Raw genomic sequence first — 20,472 nt, 5'->3', positions numbered from 1 at the left:
CCTGAACTTCTTCGCCGCTGCCGGTTATGATCGCGTCTGATCAGAATCTGCTCTAGCCGCTGGTTGCTCTCGAGGTCGCGGAACACCGGAAGCACCTTCTCGTAGCTCCAGCCGCGGCATCCCATCTGCGCCCACGTATCGTAGTCCTGCCGCGAGCCGCGGATGTAGACCATCGCATTCACAGAGCTGCCGCCGCCGAGCACATGCCCCTGGGGCACGATCGACGGGCGTCCGTTCAGGCCCTTTTCAGGCTCGGAGGCGTAGACCAGCGCGTCGCGTCCCTTCTCGAGCACCTTGAAGAACGTCGCCGGGATGTGGATGTACTTGTCGGTGTCGCGCTGCCCGCTCTCGACGAGCAGAACGCGATGGTTCGGATCTTCCGACAGCCGCGAGGCGAGGACGCAGCCCGCCGAGCCGCCGCCGGCGACGATGTAGTCGTATTCCTGCATGTCCCCTCCCGCGAGGCGCGCACGACCGTCGCGATCTCGTCGCTTGCTCAGACAAACACGGTCTGGACGGTCGTGAATTCCTTCAGCCCGTCGACGCCGAACTCGACGCCGAAGCCCGACTGCTTGACGCCGCCAAACGGCGCGTTGGGTTGGATGGCACCATGCTTGTTGATCCACACCGAGCCGGCCTCGATGCGCTGCGCGACCGATCGCGCGCGTCCGAGATCTGAGCCCCAAACCGAGCCGCCGAGGCCCATCGAGCTTGCATTGGCCTTGGCGATGGCGTCCTCGACATCGGTGTAGCGGATGATCGGCAGCGCCGGGCCGAACTGCTCCTCATCCACCAGCCTGCAACCGTGATCGACGTCGGCGACAAGCGTCACGGGGTAGAAGTAGCCGGGGCCATCGGCAGGCGTGCCGCCGATCAAGACGCGCCCGCCCTTGTCGCGCGCTTCCTGGACAAAGGTTGAGACGATGTCGAGCTGCCGGCGGTTCTGCACCGGGCCGAGCGTCGAGGTCTCCGACAGGCCGTCACCGACGACGACCTGCTTCGCATAGGCCGTGAGCTCGCGACAGACCTCATCATAACGGCTGTCATGGACATAGAGCCGCTTCAGCGCGGCGCAGGTCTGGCCGCCATTGATGAAGGCGCCCCAGAACAGCCCCTCGACGATCTTCTTCGGCTCGGCGTCGGGCAGGACAATTCCGGCGTCATTGCCGCCAAGCTCGAGCGTCAGGCGCTTCAAGGTGCCGGCGGCGTTCTGCATGATCTTGCGGCCGGTCGCGGTCGAACCCGTGAAGGTGACCTTGCCAATGCCGGGATGCGCCGACATCAGACTGCCGATCTCGTTCTCGCCGGTGACGACATTCACGACCCCCGGCGGCAGTTTTTCATTGAGCAGCTCGACAAGACGGATCGTGCTGAGCGGGGTCAACGGCGAAGGCTTGATCACCACCGTGTTGCCGGCGCGGATTGCCGGAATGATGTGCCAGCATGCGATCATCACCGGCCAGTTCCACGGCGTGATCGAACCGACCACCCCGATCGGCTTGCGATGCAGCTCGACGCGTCCCTCGGCGCCGTCCTGCAGGACCTCGACCGGAAGCGACAGCCCGCTGGTGTAGCGCGTCCAGGCGACGGCGCCGCCGATCTCGAACCGCGAGCCGAGGCCGTTCAGCGGCTTGCCCTGTTCGAGCGTCAACAGCCGCGCCAGTTCCTCGGCATGCGCCTCGATCGTATCGCCGGTCGTACGGCAGGCATCGGCCCGATCGGAATCGGACACGTCCGTCCATGTCACGAAGGCTTTGGCGGCGGCCGCCACCGCGGCATCGAGATGCTTCGCCGTGGCCAGCGGCATCGCGCCGACGACGCCTCCGGTCGAGGGATTGATCACGTTCTGAAAGCCCTCGGTCTCGATCTTGCGACCGCCGATAAGCAGGGTCCAGCGCTGCATGCAAACGTCTCCTAACCGCAACCGGTGCGGTTCAGCAAAGACGATTGCCCGTCGTCTGTCTTGGAAACGAGCGCGGCCTCAATTGGACAGAAGCGCGACTATCTGCGCACGACGTCGGTCGGCGAGCAGGCGAACGCCTTCTTGAAGCAGCGGTTGAAATAGGAGATGTCGTTGAAGCCGGAGGAATAGGCGATCTCGGCGATGGTGCCGCCGTCCAAACCGCGCTGCTTCTCGACCAGGCGGTCCTTGGCGAGATGCAGGCGGCGATCGCGGATGAAGCTCGTCACCGTCGTCCCCACCGCGCTGAAATCCTCCTGCAGCGTGCGCATCGAGACGCCGAGGCGATTGGCGAGCCATTGCGGCGTCAGCCATTCGGCGGTGAGGTGGCGGTCGACCAGCGCCTGCGCGAATTCAAGGCGGCCCGACGCGCGCTCCTTCGGGCACAGCGGCACCTCCGGCCCGTCGGCGGCGAAAGCCTGTCGCGTTGCCTGCAGCAGCAATTGCCGCAATTCGCCCGATCGCTTGTGACCGGACGGCATCTGCAACATCTTGGCGACCAGCGCCCGCAGCATCGTCGGCATCGGATCCTCGGCGCCAAGCCGCCGCGAGACCTCGAAATCGTTCGGCTTCTCCGACAGCAGCAATTGCCGCGGCAGGTGCACCGACAAATGATTGCTGAACTGGCCGTTGAAGAAGAAGTTCGACGGCAGGGAGGAATCGACCAAGATGCAGTCCCCCGGCGAGATGATGCTCTGATGGCCCTGCTGCTCGACCCCGCACACGCCCTGAAGCTGAACCAGGAGGAAGAAGTGCTCGCCATAGTCCTGGCGAATGTCGCGCTCGACGCGCCGTACGACCTCGACATCGGTGGCGACCTGGACGATCTCCATCCCGGCGCCGTCGCGCAACACGACCCCGCCATGAACGAGGTTGCGCTCTTCCCAACTGAACGGAGTGAACCGTCCGCAGACGGACCGGAGCTTGTCCCTCCACTCCTCCAACGGAGCCTGACCCCAGACCTCGGGAGTCCAGCTGCTAAACTCCTGGAGCTGCACGCGGCTCCTCCCCTCGAAAGACCGTCGGGCGGCACTTTTCATAACATGTTAAGCACCTCCCCTGCCGTGTCAACGGATATTCAGGGCAAGCGCATTGGCCCGGCGTCGCAGCCGGCGCGTCGAAATGCGCGGAACCTACGCCAGATAGGCGCTGTGCAGGATTTCCGGATTATTGATCAGTTCCTGCGGCGCACCGGCGAAGCAGATCTTTCCGCGTTCCATGACATAGGCGGCGTCCGCGACCTTCAGCGCGATGTCGGTGAACTGCTCGATCAGCAGGACGCCGACGCCTTGCGCGGCGAGGTCTTGCAGCACGGGAACAAGGCGCGCGACCACGACCGGAGCGAGGCCAAAGGACAGCTCGTCGGCCAACAGATAGCGCGGTCGTGCGACGATCGCCTGCGCGAGCGCGACCATCTGCTGCTGCCCGCCCGACAAATTGCCCGACCTCGCCTGCAGGCGTTCGCGCAGCTCCGGAAACGTTCCGAGCGCGACATCGACGGCCGATTTGAGTTCGGCGCGCGCGAGATGACTGCCCGCCACCCGGAGATTGTCCTCGACGCTGAGCTCGTTCAGCACCTGATGCCCTTCGGGCACGGCGGCAAGCCCGCCGGCGCGAATGGCCTCCGGCCGCAGCCCCATGATGGATCGGCCGTCCAACGTGACCATGCCTGAGTTCACAGGCAACGCTCCCGCGATCGCAAGAACGAGGCTGCTCTTGCCGGCGCCGTTCGCGCCAAGCAGCGCCGTGATCTTGCCCGGCGCAATCACGACATCGATGCCATGCAGAACGGCCTTGCCGTTGCGGGCGACGTTGAGGCCCTCCACCACCAGTCCAGCGTTCACGTCGCATCCTCCAGAACACCGAGATAGGCGGCCCTGACCTTGGGATCCGCGAGCACGCCCGCGGTCGGCCCATAGGCGATCGCCGAGCCGAAATCGAGCACCAGCGTTGCCGCGCAGGTCGCGGAGATCAGATCGACGTCATGATCGACCAGCAGCACCTGCGCGCCGCAATAGCCGCCGATCTGCCTGATCACATCACGCAGGTGCTCGCTCTCGTGCTGCGCAAGGCCTGCCCCAGGTTCATCCATCATGATCAGCCGCGGGCGCCCGACGGTCGCGCGGGCGATCTCGAGCATGCGCCGCTGATAGGCATTAAGGTCGCGGCCGAGCGCATCGCGCCTGGCGGAGAGGCCGACGAACTCCAGCGCCCGCGCGATCAGCGCCGCCCGCGGCTGGCCACCGGTCGGCACGTTGTCGAGCACGGCGGCGATGTTATCGGCCGCGGTCAGATTTTCCACGACCTGCTCGTTCTGGAACGTACGCCGTATCCCGAACGCGGCGCGCTTGTGGATCGCAATCGCCTTCAGGTCCTGGCCTGCGATGCGGACCTGTCCCGTCGTCGGCCGCACAAATCCCGACAGCACGTTGATCAGCGTCGTCTTGCCCGCGCCGTTCGGCCCGACCAGTCCGGTGACCGGCTCCGGCAGGCGCGCGGTCAGCGCGCTCAGGCCGCGCACGCCGCCGAACTGCACCGTCAGATCGTCGATCTCGATCATGGGCCAGCCTTTGGTCTGCCGTTGAAGGCGCGGCGAACCGTCTCCACGAGGCCGGACAATTGGCCGGCGATGCCGTGCGGCGCCGTGATCAGCGCATGCAACAGCCCGATGCCAAACACCATGGTGGCGATGTTGCCGTCGACGCGAAAATCATTCAGCAGCGCCGGAAAGGCCCGCAGCATCAGCCCGGCAATAACAGGTCCGGACCAGGAATAGGCGCCGCCGACGATCGTCAGCGCGAACAGCATGATCGACTGGCTCGCCGGGAACGCGCTGCCGTCGAGCTGCCCCACCCCGCCGGCGAGCACGCCGCCAGCGACGCCGGCCAGGAAGCCGGCGAGCGCAAAGGCCCAGACCTTGTAGGCGACGATGTGCACTCCGCCAGCGAGCGCGCAGACTTCGCTGCGGCGGATCATCGCGCAGGCGCGGCCGGGCCGCCCGCGAACATGCGCGAACACGAGAAGATAGCACAGCGCGGTGACGACGATGGCATAGCGCAGATAGGCTTCATCGCTTTGCGCAATGAACGGCCGCGCCATCATCAGCCGCGCGCCGGTGCTCTTGCCGAGCACGCCAGGACCGCCATCCGGGAAACCAAAGGCGCTGATCAAAACCTGGATCGCGCCGGCCATCATCAGCGTGATGATGGCGAGATAGAGCCCGCGCATGCGCAGCGCAGGCAACCCGACGAGGAGACCGACCAGCGCCGCGGTGACGCCTCCGCTCAGAAGCGCAATTTCAAAGGGCACACCGAGGCCATGGGAGATCCGCAGCGCGAACCAGCCGCCGACACCGAGCAGGCCGAACTGCGCCAACGACACCATGCCGACCTGCGCGAACAGCAGGCTGACGCTGAGGCTCGCGATCGTCAGCGCCGCGGCCGAAATCAGCGTCCGCAGCCAGTAATTGCTCAGCACATCCGGCATGACATAGAGGCCGACCAGCGCGACAGCGCACATGGCTGCCGCGCGAAGCGGCAAATTGGCAGCGCGAATGGGCGAGGTTCCCTCAAGGCTTTGATCGGTCACGTCAGCTCACCTGTAGACGAAGACGACTTTGCGCTGCATCCACAGCATCGCTCCGACCGCGAACAGGAACGGCACCGCGGTGCGGAACGGTCCGACCACCGGCACCGGCGTCAAAAGCGCCTCGCACACGCCGATCGCAAGCCCGCCCGCGACGGTCGCCGGAAGCGACGCGAACCGCCCAACCACCGCAGCCGCGATCGCCGGAATGACGGCAAATGTCAGCGCGTGTCCGCTCAGCCGCTGCAGGTCAGCGAGCAGCACGCCGCTCACGCCCGCCAGCACGCCCGAGATCACCCAGGCCCAGCCATCGACACGAAACACCTGAACGCCGAGCATTGCGCTGAGATCGCGGCTGCTCGCCAGCGCGCGCATCTGCAGGCCGACGCGGCTATAGGCGAGAAACACCATCACCGCGGCTGTCGCCAGCACGCCGAGGCCGAATGCCACCGCGCGCGTCATGGTGATGCGGACGTCCAGCAATTCGAAGCTCATCGTATCCGTCGGCAGGCGAAGCCGCCGCGGCGCCTCGCCCCAGACATAGCCCATGAACCCCATCAGGATCAGCGCGAAGCTCAAGGTCGCGACCGCGCGCATGATCGGATCGCTGTAGGCGAGCCACGGCGCGATGATGCGGCCATAGAAGTACGACACCGCGGCCGCGGCAACGACACCGGCGATCCACGACCAGCCGGCCGACCCGCCGCGCTCGACGATCGACCAGGAAATAAAAGCTGCCAGGGCGCCGACGGCGCCCTGGGCAAAGTTGACCACGCCCGACGCCCGATACAGCACCACGATGCCGACCCCCGAAAGCACGTAGGTCGCTGCGGTCGCGAGACCCGAGACGAGAAAGGGCGTGAAATCCGGCATCGCTATCTACTTCGCAATGTCGATAGTTTTCTCGAACGCATGGACGTCGTCGAGCTCGGGATCCTCGGACTCGATGCAGACCGGCTTCGGCTGCAACTTGCCGCCCTTGACCGCCGACACCGGCCCGGCATGGTTGGCATTGTGGCGCGGCGCGGAGCCGATGTACCAGGGCGAGCAGAACATGTCGCTCTCGAACCGGTTCACGTTGCGCAGCGCCGCCGTCACCGATGCCCGGTCGATCTTCGCGGCATCCATCTTGAGCAGGGTCTCCGCCGTGACGCGCGCGGCGAGGTAGCCGGCCTGCGAGAAGGTGTCGCGCGGGTCGGACGACTGGCCGTACTTGTCCATGACCGCGAGCCAGTTCTGCATGTCGGGCGTTCCGGCGTCGGCCGCCTTCAGCTCCATGTCGACGGTGACCTTGCCGTCCCAGTACTTCCCGATCGCACGCGGGAAATCGAGGTTATAGAGCGAGGCCGGACCGGTGAAATGCACCTTGTCGGCAAGGCCCTGCTCCTCCGCCGCGGCGAAGATCGGAACCGCTAGACCCTTGGGCGTGCCGACGCTGATGACATCGGGCTTGAACGCCATCGCCTCGAGCACGATCGAGGTCGCGTCCAGCGAGCCCGGATCGAAGGTGATGATCTTGCCGTCGCCGCCCTGCTTCTTGATCCAGGCGACCGCGCCGGTGCAGGACCATTCGCCGACATTCGGGATGTTCGGCGCGATGCAGACGACGCGCTTGACCTTGCCGGGATAGGTCTGTGCGACGTCCATCACGGCCTTGGTGTTGCTGACCCGCGGGCCGGCATTGGTCGGCGCATAGTTCTTCTGGAAGAAGCAATCGCGGGGCACGCCGACGCCGGCGATCACCATGATGTCTTCCTTCTCGTAGATCCCCTGGTTGGCGCCGCAATCCACGAAGCTCATATTTCCGACCAGCGCGACCGCCTTCTGGTCGCGGATCAGCTTGGCTGCGACCTGCGAGGACTGCTCGGGATTCCAGGCGTCATCCTCGAGCAGATACTTGACTGGGCGTCCGTTCACGCCGCCATTGGCGTTCAGGCACTTGAAATATGCCGCGGCCGCCTGGCCGGACGAGCTGAAATTGTCAGGGCCGGTGACGCTGACGATGCCGCCGAAGACGATCGGCTCCCCAGAGGCCGCCTTGCCGGTGTTGGCTCCGCATTTCGGATCGGCCGCGTAGGCCGCGCTGCCGAAGCTCACCGCAAGCATTGCTATCGCGGCCGTCAAGATCGTGTTTCTGCACTTCATGCGTTTCCCCTCCATACCCAAGCTCTGTTGTTGGCTTGATCTTTTCGGCGTCACTTCGTGACCGCTGTGCGCTTGCAAAAGCGACGCGATCCTTCTTCGGCTGATGACCCGGACCTCGCCGATAGTAGGCAGGCTCGATCGCAGGCGTCTTGGACTCGGGCGCAGCCGCGCCTAGGACACAAACGAGCAGCGCACGAGCGCTACGAGAAGCATGCACTCCAGTCGCGAATATCAGCACCTCACCGCGTCGTCGCCTCTGCAACCAGTCTGGTATCGGTGAATTGCTCGAAGCTCACGACCCGGCCGTCGTCGACGTCCCAGACATGCACGACGCGCGCGCGCATCGCCTTTCCGGTCGCCTTGTAACGTCCGGCGTAGGTCCCGATCCCGATGATCGTCGTCCCGCCGTCGATCAGCCGCTCGAGGGAGAAGGTGTAGTTGTCCCACTCCTCGCCAATGCGCTTGAAAACACCGGCAATGATGGCATCCGCCCCGACATAGGTTCCCGCATAGGGAAAGCCCGCCATCTCAGTCCATCTGGTTTCGCTGGTGATCGGCGCCATCATGGCTCCGAGATCCTTGCGATCTGATCCTGCGTAGTGCGCCTTGATGGCCTCGTAATTCCGGTTCACGTCACCGCCCTCTGGTCACAGCGGCTCCTTGCCGGCGTCGTAGCTGGTTCTGGACTTGATCTTGATGAATGCGCCTGCCGGCTTGTTCTCGATCCGACCCTGGCTGGTCACGCCCAGGAACTTCCCCGTGGAGCGCATGGCATCCCAGTCGTAGAAGAAAATCGACGCGACCGGGATGATGAACTCGCGGAAGCCGAAGACATACTGGTTGTGGTCGAACTTGTAGGTCGTCGTCAGATCGACGTCGCCATGGCCGCGTTGCACGCCGACGAGGTTCTGCCAGGCGTAGCGCTGCGAGCTGAGATAGACGTGCTCGTAGAGATGCTGCGGGCTGTATTCATAATGCGCGGTCATGCCGACGAGATCGCGCGACGGCGCCGGCTCGAAACCCGTGGGCGGGACGGCGGGATCGCCGAGAGCGCCTGATGTGTAGACCTGCGCAACGCGCGGCTCCCCGGGCGCTTCGCCCGCCGGACGCACGCGCTCGCGCACCGACAACACCCGCCGGGTCTTGGTATTGATGATGAAGGCCTCGTCCTCGTCGGGCCGGGCCGCGAACGTCATGTTGATGAAGAAGACATCACGCGCGACGTTGATCGCCTCGTACCAGTCGGCGCCGGTGTCGCCGCCCTCGCGCCACTCGATCCTGTCGGTGGCGAAGGCAAGATCGATCGTGCGGCCGTCCTTCAGCGTGATGTTCAGCGTCCGGCCCGACAGCGCGTTGGTGGTCGGCAGCCGGTTGGTTGCAATGCCGGCGGCGAAGTCATCAAAGTTCTTCCAGTCGGCCGGCCTGTCACTTCCCTGCATCATGCACCTCCGGTTCAGTCGACAAAGGCGAGCGTCGGCAGGTCGACCACGGTCGCGCCTCCGTCGACGGTCAGGATCGAGCCGTTCATCGCCGATGCTTCGTCGGAGGCGAGGAAGCAGATTACGTTCGCAACCTCCTCCGAGGTTGCCGGGCGGCCCAGCGGCACGTCCTTCGTGACCAACCGGTAGGCTTCCTCGATCGAGGAGAGCCCGTGCTTCTCGACAATCACCTGCATCTGCTCGTCGGCCATCGCGGTTGCGACCCAGCCGGGGCAAACGATATTGGTCCGCACGCCCTTGCGGCCGTAGTCGCGCGCCAGCGACTTTCCGAACCCGATGCAGGCATGCTTCATCGTCACGTAGCCCGCGGCCTGCGGGCCGGCGAACAGGCCGGCGATCGAGGCGACGATCACCACATTGCCCTTGCGGTCGATCAGATCAGGCAGGCTCTCGCGCGCGCAAACGAATGCGGTGTCGAGATTGAGCCGGGTCGCAAGCGCCCAGGTCTCGTCCGTCATCGAGATGGTGGGACCGACGCCGTGGCCGCCGGCGTTGGCGATCAGGATGTCGACCTTGCCGAACTTGCCGTGGATCTCACCGAGCGCCGCGCGCACGGCCTCGCCATCGGCGGCATCGGCCTGCACCACGAGGCAACCGGTCTCATCGGCAAGCGCACGCAGCGGTTCCCGCCGCCGGCCCATGACCGCGACCTTGGCGCCCTCCGCAGCGAGGCGTCGCGCAACCGCCGCGCCGATGCCGGTCCCACCACCGGTCACCAGTGCTGTTCGTCCTGAAAATCTCATGTGTTTGTTCGACTGCTCTGCTACGCCTGCACACTCCTCGCGAGGAGCCGGCAAGCCATGACGTTGATCTTGCCGTGAGATAAGCCGAGCGGCCGGAGCCTGTCTTGGACTCCGGCGCAAGCACCGTTAGGACTTGGACGCACGGTGTGCGCGAGGGTGTTGTGCGGCAGCATTTGCCGCCGCGACGAGCTCAGTTCGTCGAGCCTGTCTCGATGATCTTGCCGGTTACCGCGAGGTAATCAGCCGAAGGTCGAGATCAAATCGGCCTGGTCACGTCAGCCGACAAACTCGATTTGATCCGGTCGAGATTGGGCCGGGCTGTTGAATTGATTGAGCGCCGCGGCCGCGGATACTGCCGCCTCATTCCGCTTGTGCTGGGCCTGCTTTTCGGGGTCTAATCGGCTCGAGGCGTTTGATCGCCTGCTTGCACGCTTCGAGGCCGCAGCGTGTCCCCCGGCAAAGGCTGCCACACCCATTCCACGAGGGGTCGGCGGCGTTTGGCCTTTTGACCATCGATCCTTCGTCGCGCACGGAGGATTTTCATGGATCTCGCCCCCTACCGGATCGCAGCCGAGCCTTATTATCAGCCGCTTGGCGACGAGGTCGCGATTTTTCAAGCCGCCTATGCCGAGCGGCTGCCGGTGATGCTGAAGGGCCCGACCGGCTGCGGCAAGACCCGCTTCATCGAGCACATGGCCTGGCGGCTCGGCAAGCCGCTGATCACGGTCGCGGCCCATGAGGACATGACCGCGGCGGACCTCGCCGGCCGCTATTTGCTCGAGCCGCAGGGCACGGTCTGGCACGACGGCCCGCTGACGCTTGCCGTCCGCTTTGGTGCGATCTGCTACCTCGATGAGATCGTCGAGGCGCGCCAGGACACCACCGTGGTCATCCACCCCCTGACCGATGCGCGGCGTATCCTGCCCTTGGAGAAGCACAACGAGATCGTGCCGGCGCATGGCGATTTCCAGCTCACGATCTCCTACAACCCGGGCTACCAGAGCGCGGTGAAGGACCTGAAGGAATCCACCAAGCAGCGCTTCGTCGCGATCGATTTCGCCTACCCGCCGCCGGCGACCGAGGCTTCGATCGTCGTCCGCGAGAGCGGCACCGACGACAATCTCGCCGGCATCCTGGTCGCGATTGCGCAGCGCTCGCGCAACTTGCAGGGCCATGGGCTCGACGAAGGCGCCTCGACCCGGATGCTGATCCATGCCGGACGGATGGTGCGCGCCGGCCTGCCGCTGGAGGCCGCGGTGCAGTCGTCGATCGTACTGCCGATCACCGATAATCCCGATATCCGCGCGGCGCTGAGCGACGCGATCCAGGCGTGCCTGCCGTGAACGCGCTGAAATCGGTCTCATTGCATCTGGTGCCTCCCGACCAGGAGGACAGCGCGACGCATCGCATCCATCGCTTGATGCTTCAGCGCGAGAGCTTGCGGCCAATGTTCCGCGCTGCCTGGGATGAGCTGTCGCATCAGTTCGACGCCACGGAGCTCGAAGCCTGGGCCAGCGCCGTGCTGACGCTCGCAAATGTCAACGCAGGTCCCGCCTGCCTGATCGCCTATTGGGACGCGAGCAGGATCGCGGCCGAGCGGCCGGAGATCGCGCCGCTGATCGCGGCGGGCCAGACGGCCGCCGACATCTGCCGCCACGCCGGCGCGCAGGCAGCAACCACAGCGCTGCGCGCCGTGCCTGTCGCTAGCCGCGTGCTCGGCTCTGGCCCGGCGCTGGCACGATGGTGGCGGACGATGGAGCTGTTGGCGCGGCAGGCGCCGGAATCGCTGACGCCGGTCGCGAGCAACATCGGCGAGATTCTCACCCCCGGCACGATCGACGCCTTCGAGAACTTTGTCGCGGCGGGACTGAAATTCGCCTCCGGCAACAAGGCGCGTCGGCTCGCCTTCTTCGGCCTCGAGGATGACCTTGCGCGCCGCATGATTGCCCGCGATCTCGGCAGCGTCACCTTCCTGGAGACCGAGGTCGAGCTGAAGGCCTTCATCACCGCACTGTGGGGCAAGACGCCACTGTTGCGCAGCTTTGCCGCCGATAACAGCCAGGCGCCGCAACGGCGCTCCTCGATCGCCGGTCCCCTGATCCGGCTGCCCGAAACGTTCCGCGGTGTGCGGGGTGACGCCGCACGCGCCCTGTTCCGCGCCGCGGCCGCGCATGCGCAGGCCCACCTCGTGCTCGGCCAGGGCCTGTTTCCGGTCGGCACGCTGAAACCGCTGCAGATCGCGCTCGTCAACCTGATCGAGGATGCGCGGATTGAGACGCTCGCGATGCGGCAACTGCCCGGCTTGCGCCGGCTGTGGGCGCCCTATCACGTCGCGAGCCCGTCGGGCGTCGTCGCCGCCCCGACCCTGCTCGCGCGATTAGCGCGCGCGCTGTTCGACCCGTCCCACGTGGATGATGACAGTTTCGTCGCCAAGGGCCGCGCCATGTTCGAAGCGCGGCTGCCGCGACTCGACGATCCTGCGATCAGCCGCGAGATCGGCATGCTGCTCGGCAACGACCTCGGCCAGATGCGCGTGCAGTTCAACGTTAAGACCTATGTCGTCGAGCCGGTCTATCGCGACGACGGTCTCGGCCTGTGGGACTTTGGCGAGAATGCACCGCCGTCAGGCGAGGTGATGGAGCTGCCGGTCGACGCCGTCAGGATGGAACGGCAGGAGACACAGGAGGGCGGCAACAACAGCGAGCCCGATGAGACTGGCAGCGCACTCGGCCGCGGCCGGCCCGTCGCGCCCGACGAGCGCGGCGTTGTGATCGCGACATATCCGGAATGGGATCGCGTGCACGGCATCGAGCGGCCGGAATGGACCATCGTGCGCGAGGTTGCTGTACGCCCGCGCGATCCGCGCCTGATTGAAGAGGCGCTCAATGCCGCGGATGCGCTCCGCAACCGGATCGGGCAGCTGGTGCGCGGCGTGCGGATCGGGCGCACCATCCGCCTCAACCGCCAGCACGAGGGTCACGATCTCGACCTCGATGCGGTGCTCGACGCCGGCATCGCGTTGCGCACCGGCCAGGAGCCCGATCCACGCGTGTTCCGCTCGTCGACCTCGATGCACCGCGATCTCGCTGCACTGCTCTTGATCGACATCTCCGAATCGACCCGCGACCGCCTCGCCTCCGGCGCCACCATCCTCGACGTCGAGCGGCTCGCGGTTGCCGTGCTTGCGGAGGCCATGGACCGGCTCGGCGATCCCTTCAGCCTGCTCGCCTTCGCCTCCGACGGGCGCGAGGACGTGCGGATGACCACGATCAAATCCTTCGCGGACGGCTATGACCGCGGCTGCGCCGCGCGCCTCGCCGGGCTGACGTCAGGCCTGTCGACACGGCTCGGCACCGCGCTGCGTCATGCCGGCCATGTCATCGGCAAAACCAATTCCGGCCGCAAGCTCGTGATCGTGCTGACCGATGGCGAGCCGTCCGACATCGACGTCTCCGATCCCGTCGACCTCGTCGAGGACGCGCGGCGTGCAGCAGTGGGCCTGAAGAGCGCAGGGATCGACGCCTATGGCGTCGTGCTCGGGCAGGCCGGTGCACAGGCGGCCTCCCGCATCTTCGGGCGCGGTAACACCATGATGGTGCATCGCATCGAGGATTTGCCGGGGCGGCTGTCCGAGCTCTATTTCAGGCTGGCGCGGCGCTGATCTTCCTCCTCGTCGAGCACGCTCATGCCGACCCGGCGCGACCAGAACAGCTCGCCGAGCCGCACCATGTAGTGCTCCGGCCGCGTTTCGATCGCAACCAGCAGCACCTCACCTTCGAAGCGCACGCGCCAGCCCAGATGGCCGACGTGATAGCCGAGTTCGATGGCATCGCCGATCGACCGCGGCTCGAGCCTGAGCCAGCGCTGGCCCGCGGCGCGCGCCACGATGGCGCTGTTGTCGTCGAGCATCAGCACGGCGCCGTCGAACAGTCGTTGATGGCGCGGCAAGGAGATCACGAGCTCCCGCCCGCCCCGCGTCGTGGCCGAGAGCTCCTGCTGATCAAGATGCTCCGGCGCAAGCTCGATCTCGTCGACCGCGTTACGGTGCGCCAGAAGCTGCAGCCTCTCCGAGAAGGCCGGCTCTAGCCGGCTTCCGATGATGTGAGCAATACGCAGCATCGTCGTACGTCCTGCAAGGGACGGCAGGGCCCGGGCGGCCGGGCCCCGCCGCCATGGCGCTTCATCCGGCCAAAAGCTGTTTCAGCTTGGCGTCGATGAAGTCGACATCCTTTGGATTGGTGCCGGGTCCGCCCGCGAAATGTCCCCAGATCGAGGGCACCGGGATGAACTCAGCGTTCGGCATGTGCGCGACCTCGAACTGGCTGTCCTCGGGCGGGAAGTAGAGGTCGGTCTGGCCGGGCATCACATAGGCCTTGGCCTTGATCGCGCCGAGCGCCTTCTTGAAGTCGCCGTGATAGAGCTCGTTGTCGCTGATGTCGCCGTTCTGCCAGGTCCACAGCATCGTCAGCAGGTTGTTCGCATCCTTGGGCAGAAAGAAACCTTCCCAGAATGCGACCAGGAAATCCTCCAGCGAGGAATGGCCCATCGCCTGGAGATCGAGCTTCTCGCGATAGAACGCCTGCGAGAACCCCCAGCCGGCATAGACGCGGGCCGCGGCGCGCAGTCCGCGTGCCGGCTTCTCGCTGTACCAGCCTTCCTTCCAGGCTGCATCCGCCGTCAGCGCCGCCTTGACGCCCTCGAGGAACACGAAATTGTGCCGCGAGCATTTGGCCGAGCCACAGAACGGCGCGATCAGGTCTATCATGTCGGGGTAGAGCGCGCCCCAGTGGAAAGTCTGCAGCGCGCCCATCGACCAGCCGGTGACGAGGCGGATGTGCTTGATGCCGAACTTCTCGGTGACGAGGCGATGCTGCGCACGGACATTGTCGTAGGCCGTGACAAGCGGGAAGCGCGGCCCGTTGTAGGGCTCCGGCGTGTTGCTCGGCGACGACGACAACCCATTGCCCAGCATGTTCGGGATGATGATGAAGTATTTTCGGATCGAGCGCGCGCCCCTCGCCGACCAGCCACTCATTGTCGTAGTGCTGGCCGGAATACCAGGTTGGGTAAACGATCACATTGTCCTTGGCGGCGTTCAGCGTGCCGAACGTCTTGTACGCCAGCTTGCAGTCGCGAATGGTCGCGCCGCGCTGCAGCCTGTGGTCGCCGAGATTGTAGATTTCATAATCGAGGCTCATCTTGATCTCCCTTCTTATTGTGCTTGCTCGCGAGAGCAGAACCGCCGCCTGGCGCAGGCGCCGGTCCTCCGCCGTCACGTCTTGGCCAGCGCCACGCTGGTGCGCGTGGACTTGGCGATGACGTAATAGGCGATGCTGGCGACGACGGCAGCTGAAATCGCCGTCGACAGATAGGGCAGCCACTCCTCCACCACGAACGCGCAGACCGATCCGATCGCCCAGGCAGCGAAGGCACCTGGCCGCCAGTCGACCTGCGAATTCGGGCGGAACAGATACTGATCGATCAGGATGATGGCGCCGATCGGCGGCACCAGGATGCCGAGCAGCGACAGCCACTGGATGAAGAACGCCCAGACGTTGCCGGCGGCAACGATGATGCCGATCGCGCCCAGGATCACCGCCATCAGCCGCATATGCGTGCCGAGGATGCGCGACCAGCCGGTGGCGGCGTTGTAGAGGCAGTGCGAGCAGACCGAGCCGAGATTGATGTAAAGGAACAGGAACGCCAGCACGCTCAGCCAAACCAGCTGCTTGCCGTTCATGTAGCCGAACATGTTGTCGGCGCCGAACGGATTGGCGTTCGGCACGGCGAGCGCCGCCGTCGTCACGCCGCCGACCAGCATCGCGATCAGATTGGCGAACGGAAACGCGCTGAAGGTCGCGACGAGCGACGCGGTTGGCGTCCGGGCCCAGCGGTTGAAGTCCGCGGTCACGGTACCGGCGTCAATGAACAGCGCGATCACGACCGTCAGCCCGACGCCCATCGACATGGTGGCGACGCCGTTGTTGCCGGGATAGCTGAAGATCGCGGACACCGAATGCGTCGCCACCGCATCGGCGGCTACGCCAAGCCCGAGCACGACGAACAGCGGCACCGAGACCAGGCCGATATAGTGCAACCCCTTCACGCCGACGAAGGTGATGGCGATGTAGAGCAGCCCGGCGACGATGCTCATCGCGACATAGTTGAGCCCGTAGGTCGAGGAGATCAGCGCGCCGGTGATGCCGGTCTGCACCGCGTACCAGCCGAGCAGCAATGTCGACAGCAGGCCGGAGGCGAACACATAGCCCTTCCGGCCGAATACGATGCTGGCGATCAGCGCGAAGTTCATGCCGCGCTTGGTGCCGATCAGGCCGAGCAGCCCGACATAGCAGAACATGATCAGGTTGCCGATGATCATAGCAACCAGTGCGTTCGAGAAGCCCATGCCGAGCACCAGCAGCGAGCCGGTCATGGCGCCGGTGATGATCATGGGAAAGCCGAGCCAAACGAGGGTGACCGAGAACGCGCTGCGGCGCGCATCCATCGGCACGGGTTCGTGCTCATATTCGTTGCCTAGGAGGTGATCGACCTGGTCTTCGGCGACATGGAGGCCATCGGCGACGGAGGCCGGTTTGGTGGCACTGCTGGTCATGGTTGCAACATCCTTCGATGGGTAAGGTTCAATTCGCGCATGGGGTCTCGTTCGCCGTTGGCGAGCGCGACGGCGTCGGCAGGGTCTGGTGTTGCTGGATCAGACTTCGCCCTGCGCGGCGCGATCCGGAGTCAGGCGGGCCGGCCGTGCGTGCGAATGCCCTCCCCGCTCGTGTGCGCCGGCGGACCGATCCGCCGGCGCCATGTCCCGCATCATGCCTAGCGATGCGCGACCTTCTTAGCCGGAATGCCCTCGATCGGACATTCCTCGGTGCCGACCGTGCTCCGCGTGAAGGACTCAACCATCTCGCGGGTGCCTTCGGGGTCGGCGATCCACTTGGCGTAGAACTCGTAGGGACAGGCCGCGACGCCGCGATCGCCGTCGCCGGAGTTGATCATGCCGGTGTAGCCGCGATGCACCAGCTTGAAGAGGTGGTTCTGCGACTGGCCGGTACGGCGGGCGTCGCGGATCAACGACTTCGAGAGCTGGGCATATTGCACGCCGTAGTCCTCCTCGCCGCATTCGCCGAGCGTCCGGCCGTCGAAGCCGATGATCGCCGAATGGCCGAAGTAAGAATAGACGCCGTCGAAGCCGGCCGCGTTGGCGACCGCGACATAGGTGTTGTTGGCCCAAGCCATCGCCTTGGCCATGATCACCTGCTGGTCCTTGGCCGGATACATGTAGCCTTGGCAGCGCACGATCAGCTCGGCGCCCTTCATGGCGCAGTCGCGCCAGATTTCGGGATAGTTGCCGTCGTCACAGATGATCAGCGAGACCTTCAGCCCTTTCGGACCTTCAGATACGTAGGTGCAGTTGCCGGGATACCAGCCCTCGATCGGCACCCAGGGCATGATCTTGCGATACTTCTGCACGATTTCGCCCTTGTCGTTCATCAGGATCAGCGTGTTGTAGGGCGCCTTCTTCGGATGCTCCTCATGCCGCTCGCCGGTCAGCGAGAACACGCCCCACACCTTGGCCTTGCGGCAGGCTTCGGCGAAGATCTCGGTCTCTTCGCCCGGCACCACCGAGGCGGTCTCGTACATCTCCTTGGAGTCGTACATGATGCCGTGCGTGGAGTATTCCGGGAAGATCACGAGATCCATGCCGGGAAGGCCGGTCTTCATGCCGACGATCATGTCGGCGATCTTGCGGGCGTTGTCGAGCACCTCCGCCTTGGAGTGAAGGCGCGGCATCTTGTAGTTCACAACGGCGACGCCCACCGTGTCGTTGCTGGAAGAAATATCACCGTGCAGCATTATCGCTCTCCTTGCAGTTTTCTGGTCACAGACTTCCGGTGCCGCTCCTTCATGCACCGCTACTCCCTGCCCACCGGCGCCTCCGGTCACACCGCCATGTGGCGGTGAACCAGCGCGTCGCTGAGCTCGCCGATATCGCCCGCTGCCACGACGCGTCCCTTCTCCATCATGGCGAAGCGATGAGCTGCACGGCGAACGAACGAAACATTCTGCTCGACCAGGACGACCGTCAGCCCGACGTCGCGGTTGAGCCTGATGATGACGTTTTCGATTTCTTCGACGAGGTTGGGCTGGATGCCCTCGGTGGGCTCGTCGAGCAGGATGACCTTGGGCTGCGCCAGCAGGGCGCGCGCGATCGCAAGCTGCTGCTGCTGGCCGCCGGAGAGATTGCCGCCGTAACGGTTGAGGAAGTCCTTGAGCACCGGGAACAGCTCGATCACCCACTCCTCGATGCCGTTGGCCTGTTTGGCGGCAAACGTGCCGAGCACGAGGTTCTCGCGCACGGTGAAGCGCGGCAGGATGCCCCGCCCCTGCGGCACATAGGCGATACCTGCCTTGGCGCGCTGGTAGGTACGCAAGGCAGAGATGTCGGCGCCATCGAGCGAGAGCTGTCCGGTGACGCGGTCCATCAGGCCGAGAATGCTGCGCATCAGCGTCGTCTTGCCGACCCCATTGCGGCCGAGCACCGAGAGGAATTCACCGGGCGCGACCTTGAGGTTAATGCTCTGCAGGGCGTGGCTGTTGCCGTAGAATGCATCGACGTCGGCGAGCTCAAGCATTGGTGATGCCCCCCGATCCGAGATAGGCCCGCCGCACGTCCGGATGCGCTTCGACCTCCGCCGCGGTGCCTTCGGCCAGCATCTGGCCCATATGCATGACCGAGATGATGTCGCCGATCGCCTTCACGAAGCCCATGTCGTGCTCGACCACGATCAGGGTGTGCTTGCCCTTCAGCCGCGCGAACAGCTCGGCGGTCTTGCGCGTCTCCTGCGTGGTCATGCCGGCGGTCGGCTCGTCCATCAGGATCAACTCGGCGTCCTGCGCGACCAGCATGCCGATTTCCAGCCACTGCGTCTGGCCGTGCGACAAATAGGCGGCCGGCCGGTCGAGCTGCTCGGTGAGACCGATCAGTTCGGCGAGCCGCTCGATATCCTCGCGCCCCGCGCTGCGCTGATCCCAGCGCAGATTGGCGAACACGCTCGTGCGGCGCGCCCGCGCCACCTCGAGGTTTTCGCTGACCGTGAGGTCGCGGAACACGCTCGGCACCTGGAATTTGCGGCCCACGCCGGCCCGGGCGATCTCGTGCTCTTCGAGATCCTGCAACGCGCTGCCGGCAAAGGTGACCGTGCCGGCGCTCGGCTTGACCTTGCCGCAGATGGTGTCGAGCGCGGTGGTCTTTCCCGCCCCGTTCGGGCCGATCAGGCAGCGCAGCTCGCCCTTGCGCACGCTCATGTTGAGCTCGTTGAGCGCCTTGAAGCCGTTGAAGCTGACAGAGATGTCACGGAGCTCGAGATGGGAGTTCATGCGCTGCCCTCTGTCTGGCTGACGCCCTGCGCGACATGGTTGCCGGCGTGCCGCCGCTGGACGACCCAGCGCCAGGCCCCCTGCGCGAGGCCGCCAAGCCCCTTGGGCAGGAACAGCACGACCAGGACGAACAGCGCGCCCATCACCAGCGTCCAGGTCTCGAGGAACGCCGCCGATTCCGACAGCGCGCCCTGCACGCCGGCGACCAGCACCGCGCCGAGGAAGGCGCCGACCAGGCTCTGCCGGCCGCCGACCGCGCACCACACCACGACCGACAGCGAGAGCTGCACGCCGAGGAATGTCGGCGAGGCGAACTCCATCACCACCGTGTAGAGCATGCCGGCGAGGCCCGCGATCGCGGCCGAGAGCGCGAACACGAAGATCTGGTACAGCGCGACGTCGTAGCCGAAATAGCGCACCCGGCTTTCGTGATCGCGGATCGCCTGAACGATCAGCCCCGCTTTGGTGCGGGTGAATGCGAACGCGACCAGGAGGCAGAGCGTGACGCAGCCGGCGACCAGATAGTAGGTGGCGCGGCCATAGGCATCGAAGGCGATGCCGAATATCTCGAGCTGCGCGAGGTCGGTGATGCCGTTGAAGCCGCCGGTGTAGCTCTGCTGGTCGATGATCACGAGGTTGAGCACCACCATGGTGGCGAGCGTGATGATCGAGATGTAGACGCCGGTGACGCGGCCGCGGAACATGAACCAGCCCAGCGCCGCCGCAACCAGCGCCGGAACGATGATGCCGGCGGCGATCGCGAAGGTCAGCGAGCGGAACGGCGCCCAGAACCACGGCAGTTGCTGGACGTTGTTCCAGACCATGAAGTCCGGAAGGCCGCTCGAGCCGGTGTGAACCGGGATGGTCTTCAGCTTCAGCGCCATCGCCATCGCGTAGGAACCGAGACCGAAGCTCATGGCCTGGCCGAGATTGAGGATCCCGCCAAATCCCCATGACAGCGCCAGCGACAGCGTCAGGATGCCGAGCACCAGATAGCGCGCGGTCTTGTTGAGCAGGAAGTCGTTGTTGAGGATCAGCGGCAGCGCGAAGATCAGCACGCAGACGATGACCAGCGGCGCGATCTGCGCCGTCAGTCGCTGCAGTCCATTCTTGGGTGAAGCCTTCGATGACATGGAGTTTTCGATTC

General features: G+C 65.4%; 19 protein-coding genes and 1 pseudogene. 2 read left to right on the top strand and 18 right to left on the bottom strand.

Features of this window, described 5'->3' with window-relative positions:
- The 11 genes from ACFFWD_RS39990 to ACFFWD_RS39940 all read right to left on the bottom strand — a co-directional run.
- The coding region (locus ACFFWD_RS39990; protein WP_376974894.1) for a GMC family oxidoreductase N-terminal domain-containing protein at positions 1 to 449 on the bottom strand (449 nt) is incomplete at its 3' end.
- Between the two features lie 47 nt (positions 450 to 496).
- Positions 497 to 1,903, bottom strand: coding sequence for an aldehyde dehydrogenase family protein (locus tag ACFFWD_RS39985; protein ID WP_376974893.1), 1,407 nt, complete (start codon positions 1,901 to 1,903; stop codon positions 497 to 499).
- A 98-nt stretch (positions 1,904 to 2,001) separates the two neighbouring features.
- Positions 2,002 to 2,958 carry a helix-turn-helix domain-containing protein gene (locus ACFFWD_RS39980; protein WP_376974892.1) on the bottom strand — a complete coding sequence of 319 codons (957 nt, stop codon included), beginning with the start codon at positions 2,956 to 2,958 and terminating at the stop codon, positions 2,002 to 2,004.
- Positions 2,959 to 3,093: 135 nt separating this feature from the next.
- Positions 3,094 to 3,804: an ABC transporter ATP-binding protein gene (locus ACFFWD_RS39975; RefSeq protein WP_376974891.1), complete on the bottom strand. Its 711-nt coding sequence runs from the start codon at positions 3,802 to 3,804 to the stop codon at positions 3,094 to 3,096.
- Complete coding sequence (locus tag ACFFWD_RS39970; RefSeq protein ID WP_376974890.1) at positions 3,801 to 4,520, bottom strand: ABC transporter ATP-binding protein; 720 nt, start codon at positions 4,518 to 4,520, stop codon at positions 3,801 to 3,803. Before ACFFWD_RS39970 ends, ACFFWD_RS39975 begins: the two co-directional genes overlap by 4 nt.
- Entirely contained in the window at positions 4,517 to 5,548 is a 1,032-nt protein-coding gene (locus ACFFWD_RS39965) for a branched-chain amino acid ABC transporter permease (RefSeq protein ID WP_376974889.1), read from the bottom strand. Before ACFFWD_RS39965 ends, ACFFWD_RS39970 begins: the two co-directional genes overlap by 4 nt.
- A 6-nt stretch (positions 5,549 to 5,554) precedes the next feature.
- A complete protein-coding gene (locus ACFFWD_RS39960; RefSeq protein ID WP_376974888.1) occupies positions 5,555 to 6,418 on the bottom strand; it encodes a branched-chain amino acid ABC transporter permease in 864 nt (287 codons plus the stop codon).
- 6 nt (positions 6,419 to 6,424) lie between these two features.
- Positions 6,425 to 7,690, bottom strand: coding sequence for an ABC transporter substrate-binding protein (locus ACFFWD_RS39955; RefSeq protein ID WP_376974887.1), 1,266 nt, complete (start codon positions 7,688 to 7,690; stop codon positions 6,425 to 6,427).
- 239 nt (positions 7,691 to 7,929) lie between these two features.
- The gene (locus ACFFWD_RS39950) at positions 7,930 to 8,322 is read right to left on the bottom strand and encodes a nuclear transport factor 2 family protein (protein ID WP_376974886.1); all 393 of its coding nucleotides are present in this window, start codon (positions 8,320 to 8,322) and stop codon (positions 7,930 to 7,932) included.
- A gap of 15 nt (positions 8,323 to 8,337) precedes the next feature.
- Positions 8,338 to 9,129, bottom strand: a complete 792-nt coding sequence (locus ACFFWD_RS39945; RefSeq protein ID WP_376974885.1) for a MoaF C-terminal domain-containing protein — start codon at positions 9,127 to 9,129, stop codon at positions 8,338 to 8,340.
- 14 nt (positions 9,130 to 9,143) lie between these two features.
- Positions 9,144 to 9,932 (bottom strand): SDR family NAD(P)-dependent oxidoreductase, encoded by a 789-nt coding sequence (locus tag ACFFWD_RS39940; RefSeq protein WP_376974884.1) that lies wholly within the window; start codon positions 9,930 to 9,932, stop codon positions 9,144 to 9,146.
- Positions 9,933 to 10,474: 542 nt separating this feature from the next.
- Here ACFFWD_RS39940 and ACFFWD_RS39935 point away from each other — a divergent pair.
- Both ACFFWD_RS39935 and ACFFWD_RS39930 read left to right on the top strand, forming a co-directional pair.
- Positions 10,475 to 11,275 carry a CbbQ/NirQ/NorQ/GpvN family protein gene (locus tag ACFFWD_RS39935; protein WP_376974883.1) on the top strand — a complete coding sequence of 267 codons (801 nt, stop codon included), beginning with the start codon at positions 10,475 to 10,477 and terminating at the stop codon, positions 11,273 to 11,275.
- Positions 11,263 to 13,593: a nitric oxide reductase activation protein NorD gene (locus ACFFWD_RS39930; RefSeq protein ID WP_376974882.1), complete on the top strand. Its 2,331-nt coding sequence runs from the start codon at positions 11,263 to 11,265 to the stop codon at positions 13,591 to 13,593. Before ACFFWD_RS39935 ends, ACFFWD_RS39930 begins: the two co-directional genes overlap by 13 nt.
- Here the strand turns inward: ACFFWD_RS39930 and ACFFWD_RS39925 are convergent.
- From ACFFWD_RS39925 to urtC, 7 genes and pseudogenes are all read right to left on the bottom strand, one after another.
- The gene (locus ACFFWD_RS39925; RefSeq protein ID WP_376974881.1) at positions 13,569 to 14,051 is read right to left on the bottom strand and encodes an urease accessory protein UreE; all 483 of its coding nucleotides are present in this window, start codon (positions 14,049 to 14,051) and stop codon (positions 13,569 to 13,571) included. The two genes, ACFFWD_RS39930 and ACFFWD_RS39925, sit on opposite strands and share 25 nt — an antisense overlap.
- 61 nt (positions 14,052 to 14,112) lie before the next feature.
- Positions 14,113 to 15,130, bottom strand: a pseudogene (locus ACFFWD_RS39920) (alpha/beta fold hydrolase).
- A 74-nt stretch (positions 15,131 to 15,204) separates the two neighbouring features.
- Positions 15,205 to 16,545 carry a purine-cytosine permease family protein gene (locus ACFFWD_RS39915; RefSeq protein WP_376974880.1) on the bottom strand — a complete coding sequence of 447 codons (1,341 nt, stop codon included), beginning with the start codon at positions 16,543 to 16,545 and terminating at the stop codon, positions 15,205 to 15,207.
- 218 nt (positions 16,546 to 16,763) lie between these two features.
- Positions 16,764 to 17,801: an aliphatic amidase gene (locus ACFFWD_RS39910; protein ID WP_376974879.1), complete on the bottom strand. Its 1,038-nt coding sequence runs from the start codon at positions 17,799 to 17,801 to the stop codon at positions 16,764 to 16,766.
- A gap of 86 nt (positions 17,802 to 17,887) precedes the next feature.
- Positions 17,888 to 18,580, bottom strand: coding sequence for an urea ABC transporter ATP-binding subunit UrtE (gene urtE, locus ACFFWD_RS39905; protein ID WP_376974878.1), 693 nt, complete (start codon positions 18,578 to 18,580; stop codon positions 17,888 to 17,890).
- A complete protein-coding gene (gene urtD, locus ACFFWD_RS39900; protein ID WP_376974877.1) occupies positions 18,573 to 19,325 on the bottom strand; it encodes an urea ABC transporter ATP-binding protein UrtD in 753 nt (250 codons plus the stop codon). Before urtD ends, urtE begins: the two co-directional genes overlap by 8 nt.
- Positions 19,322 to 20,458 (bottom strand): urea ABC transporter permease subunit UrtC, encoded by a 1,137-nt coding sequence (gene urtC, locus ACFFWD_RS39895; RefSeq protein ID WP_376974876.1) that lies wholly within the window; start codon positions 20,456 to 20,458, stop codon positions 19,322 to 19,324. Before urtC ends, urtD begins: the two co-directional genes overlap by 4 nt.
- Positions 20,459 to 20,472 lie beyond the last annotated feature (14 nt).

It is taken from the genome of Bradyrhizobium erythrophlei, from assembly GCF_042430365.1.
Lineage (GTDB): Bacteria > Pseudomonadota > Alphaproteobacteria > Rhizobiales > Xanthobacteraceae > Bradyrhizobium > Bradyrhizobium erythrophlei.
Note: the sequence above shows the minus strand (reverse complement) of the source record. Positions and strands in the feature narration are given on the sequence as shown.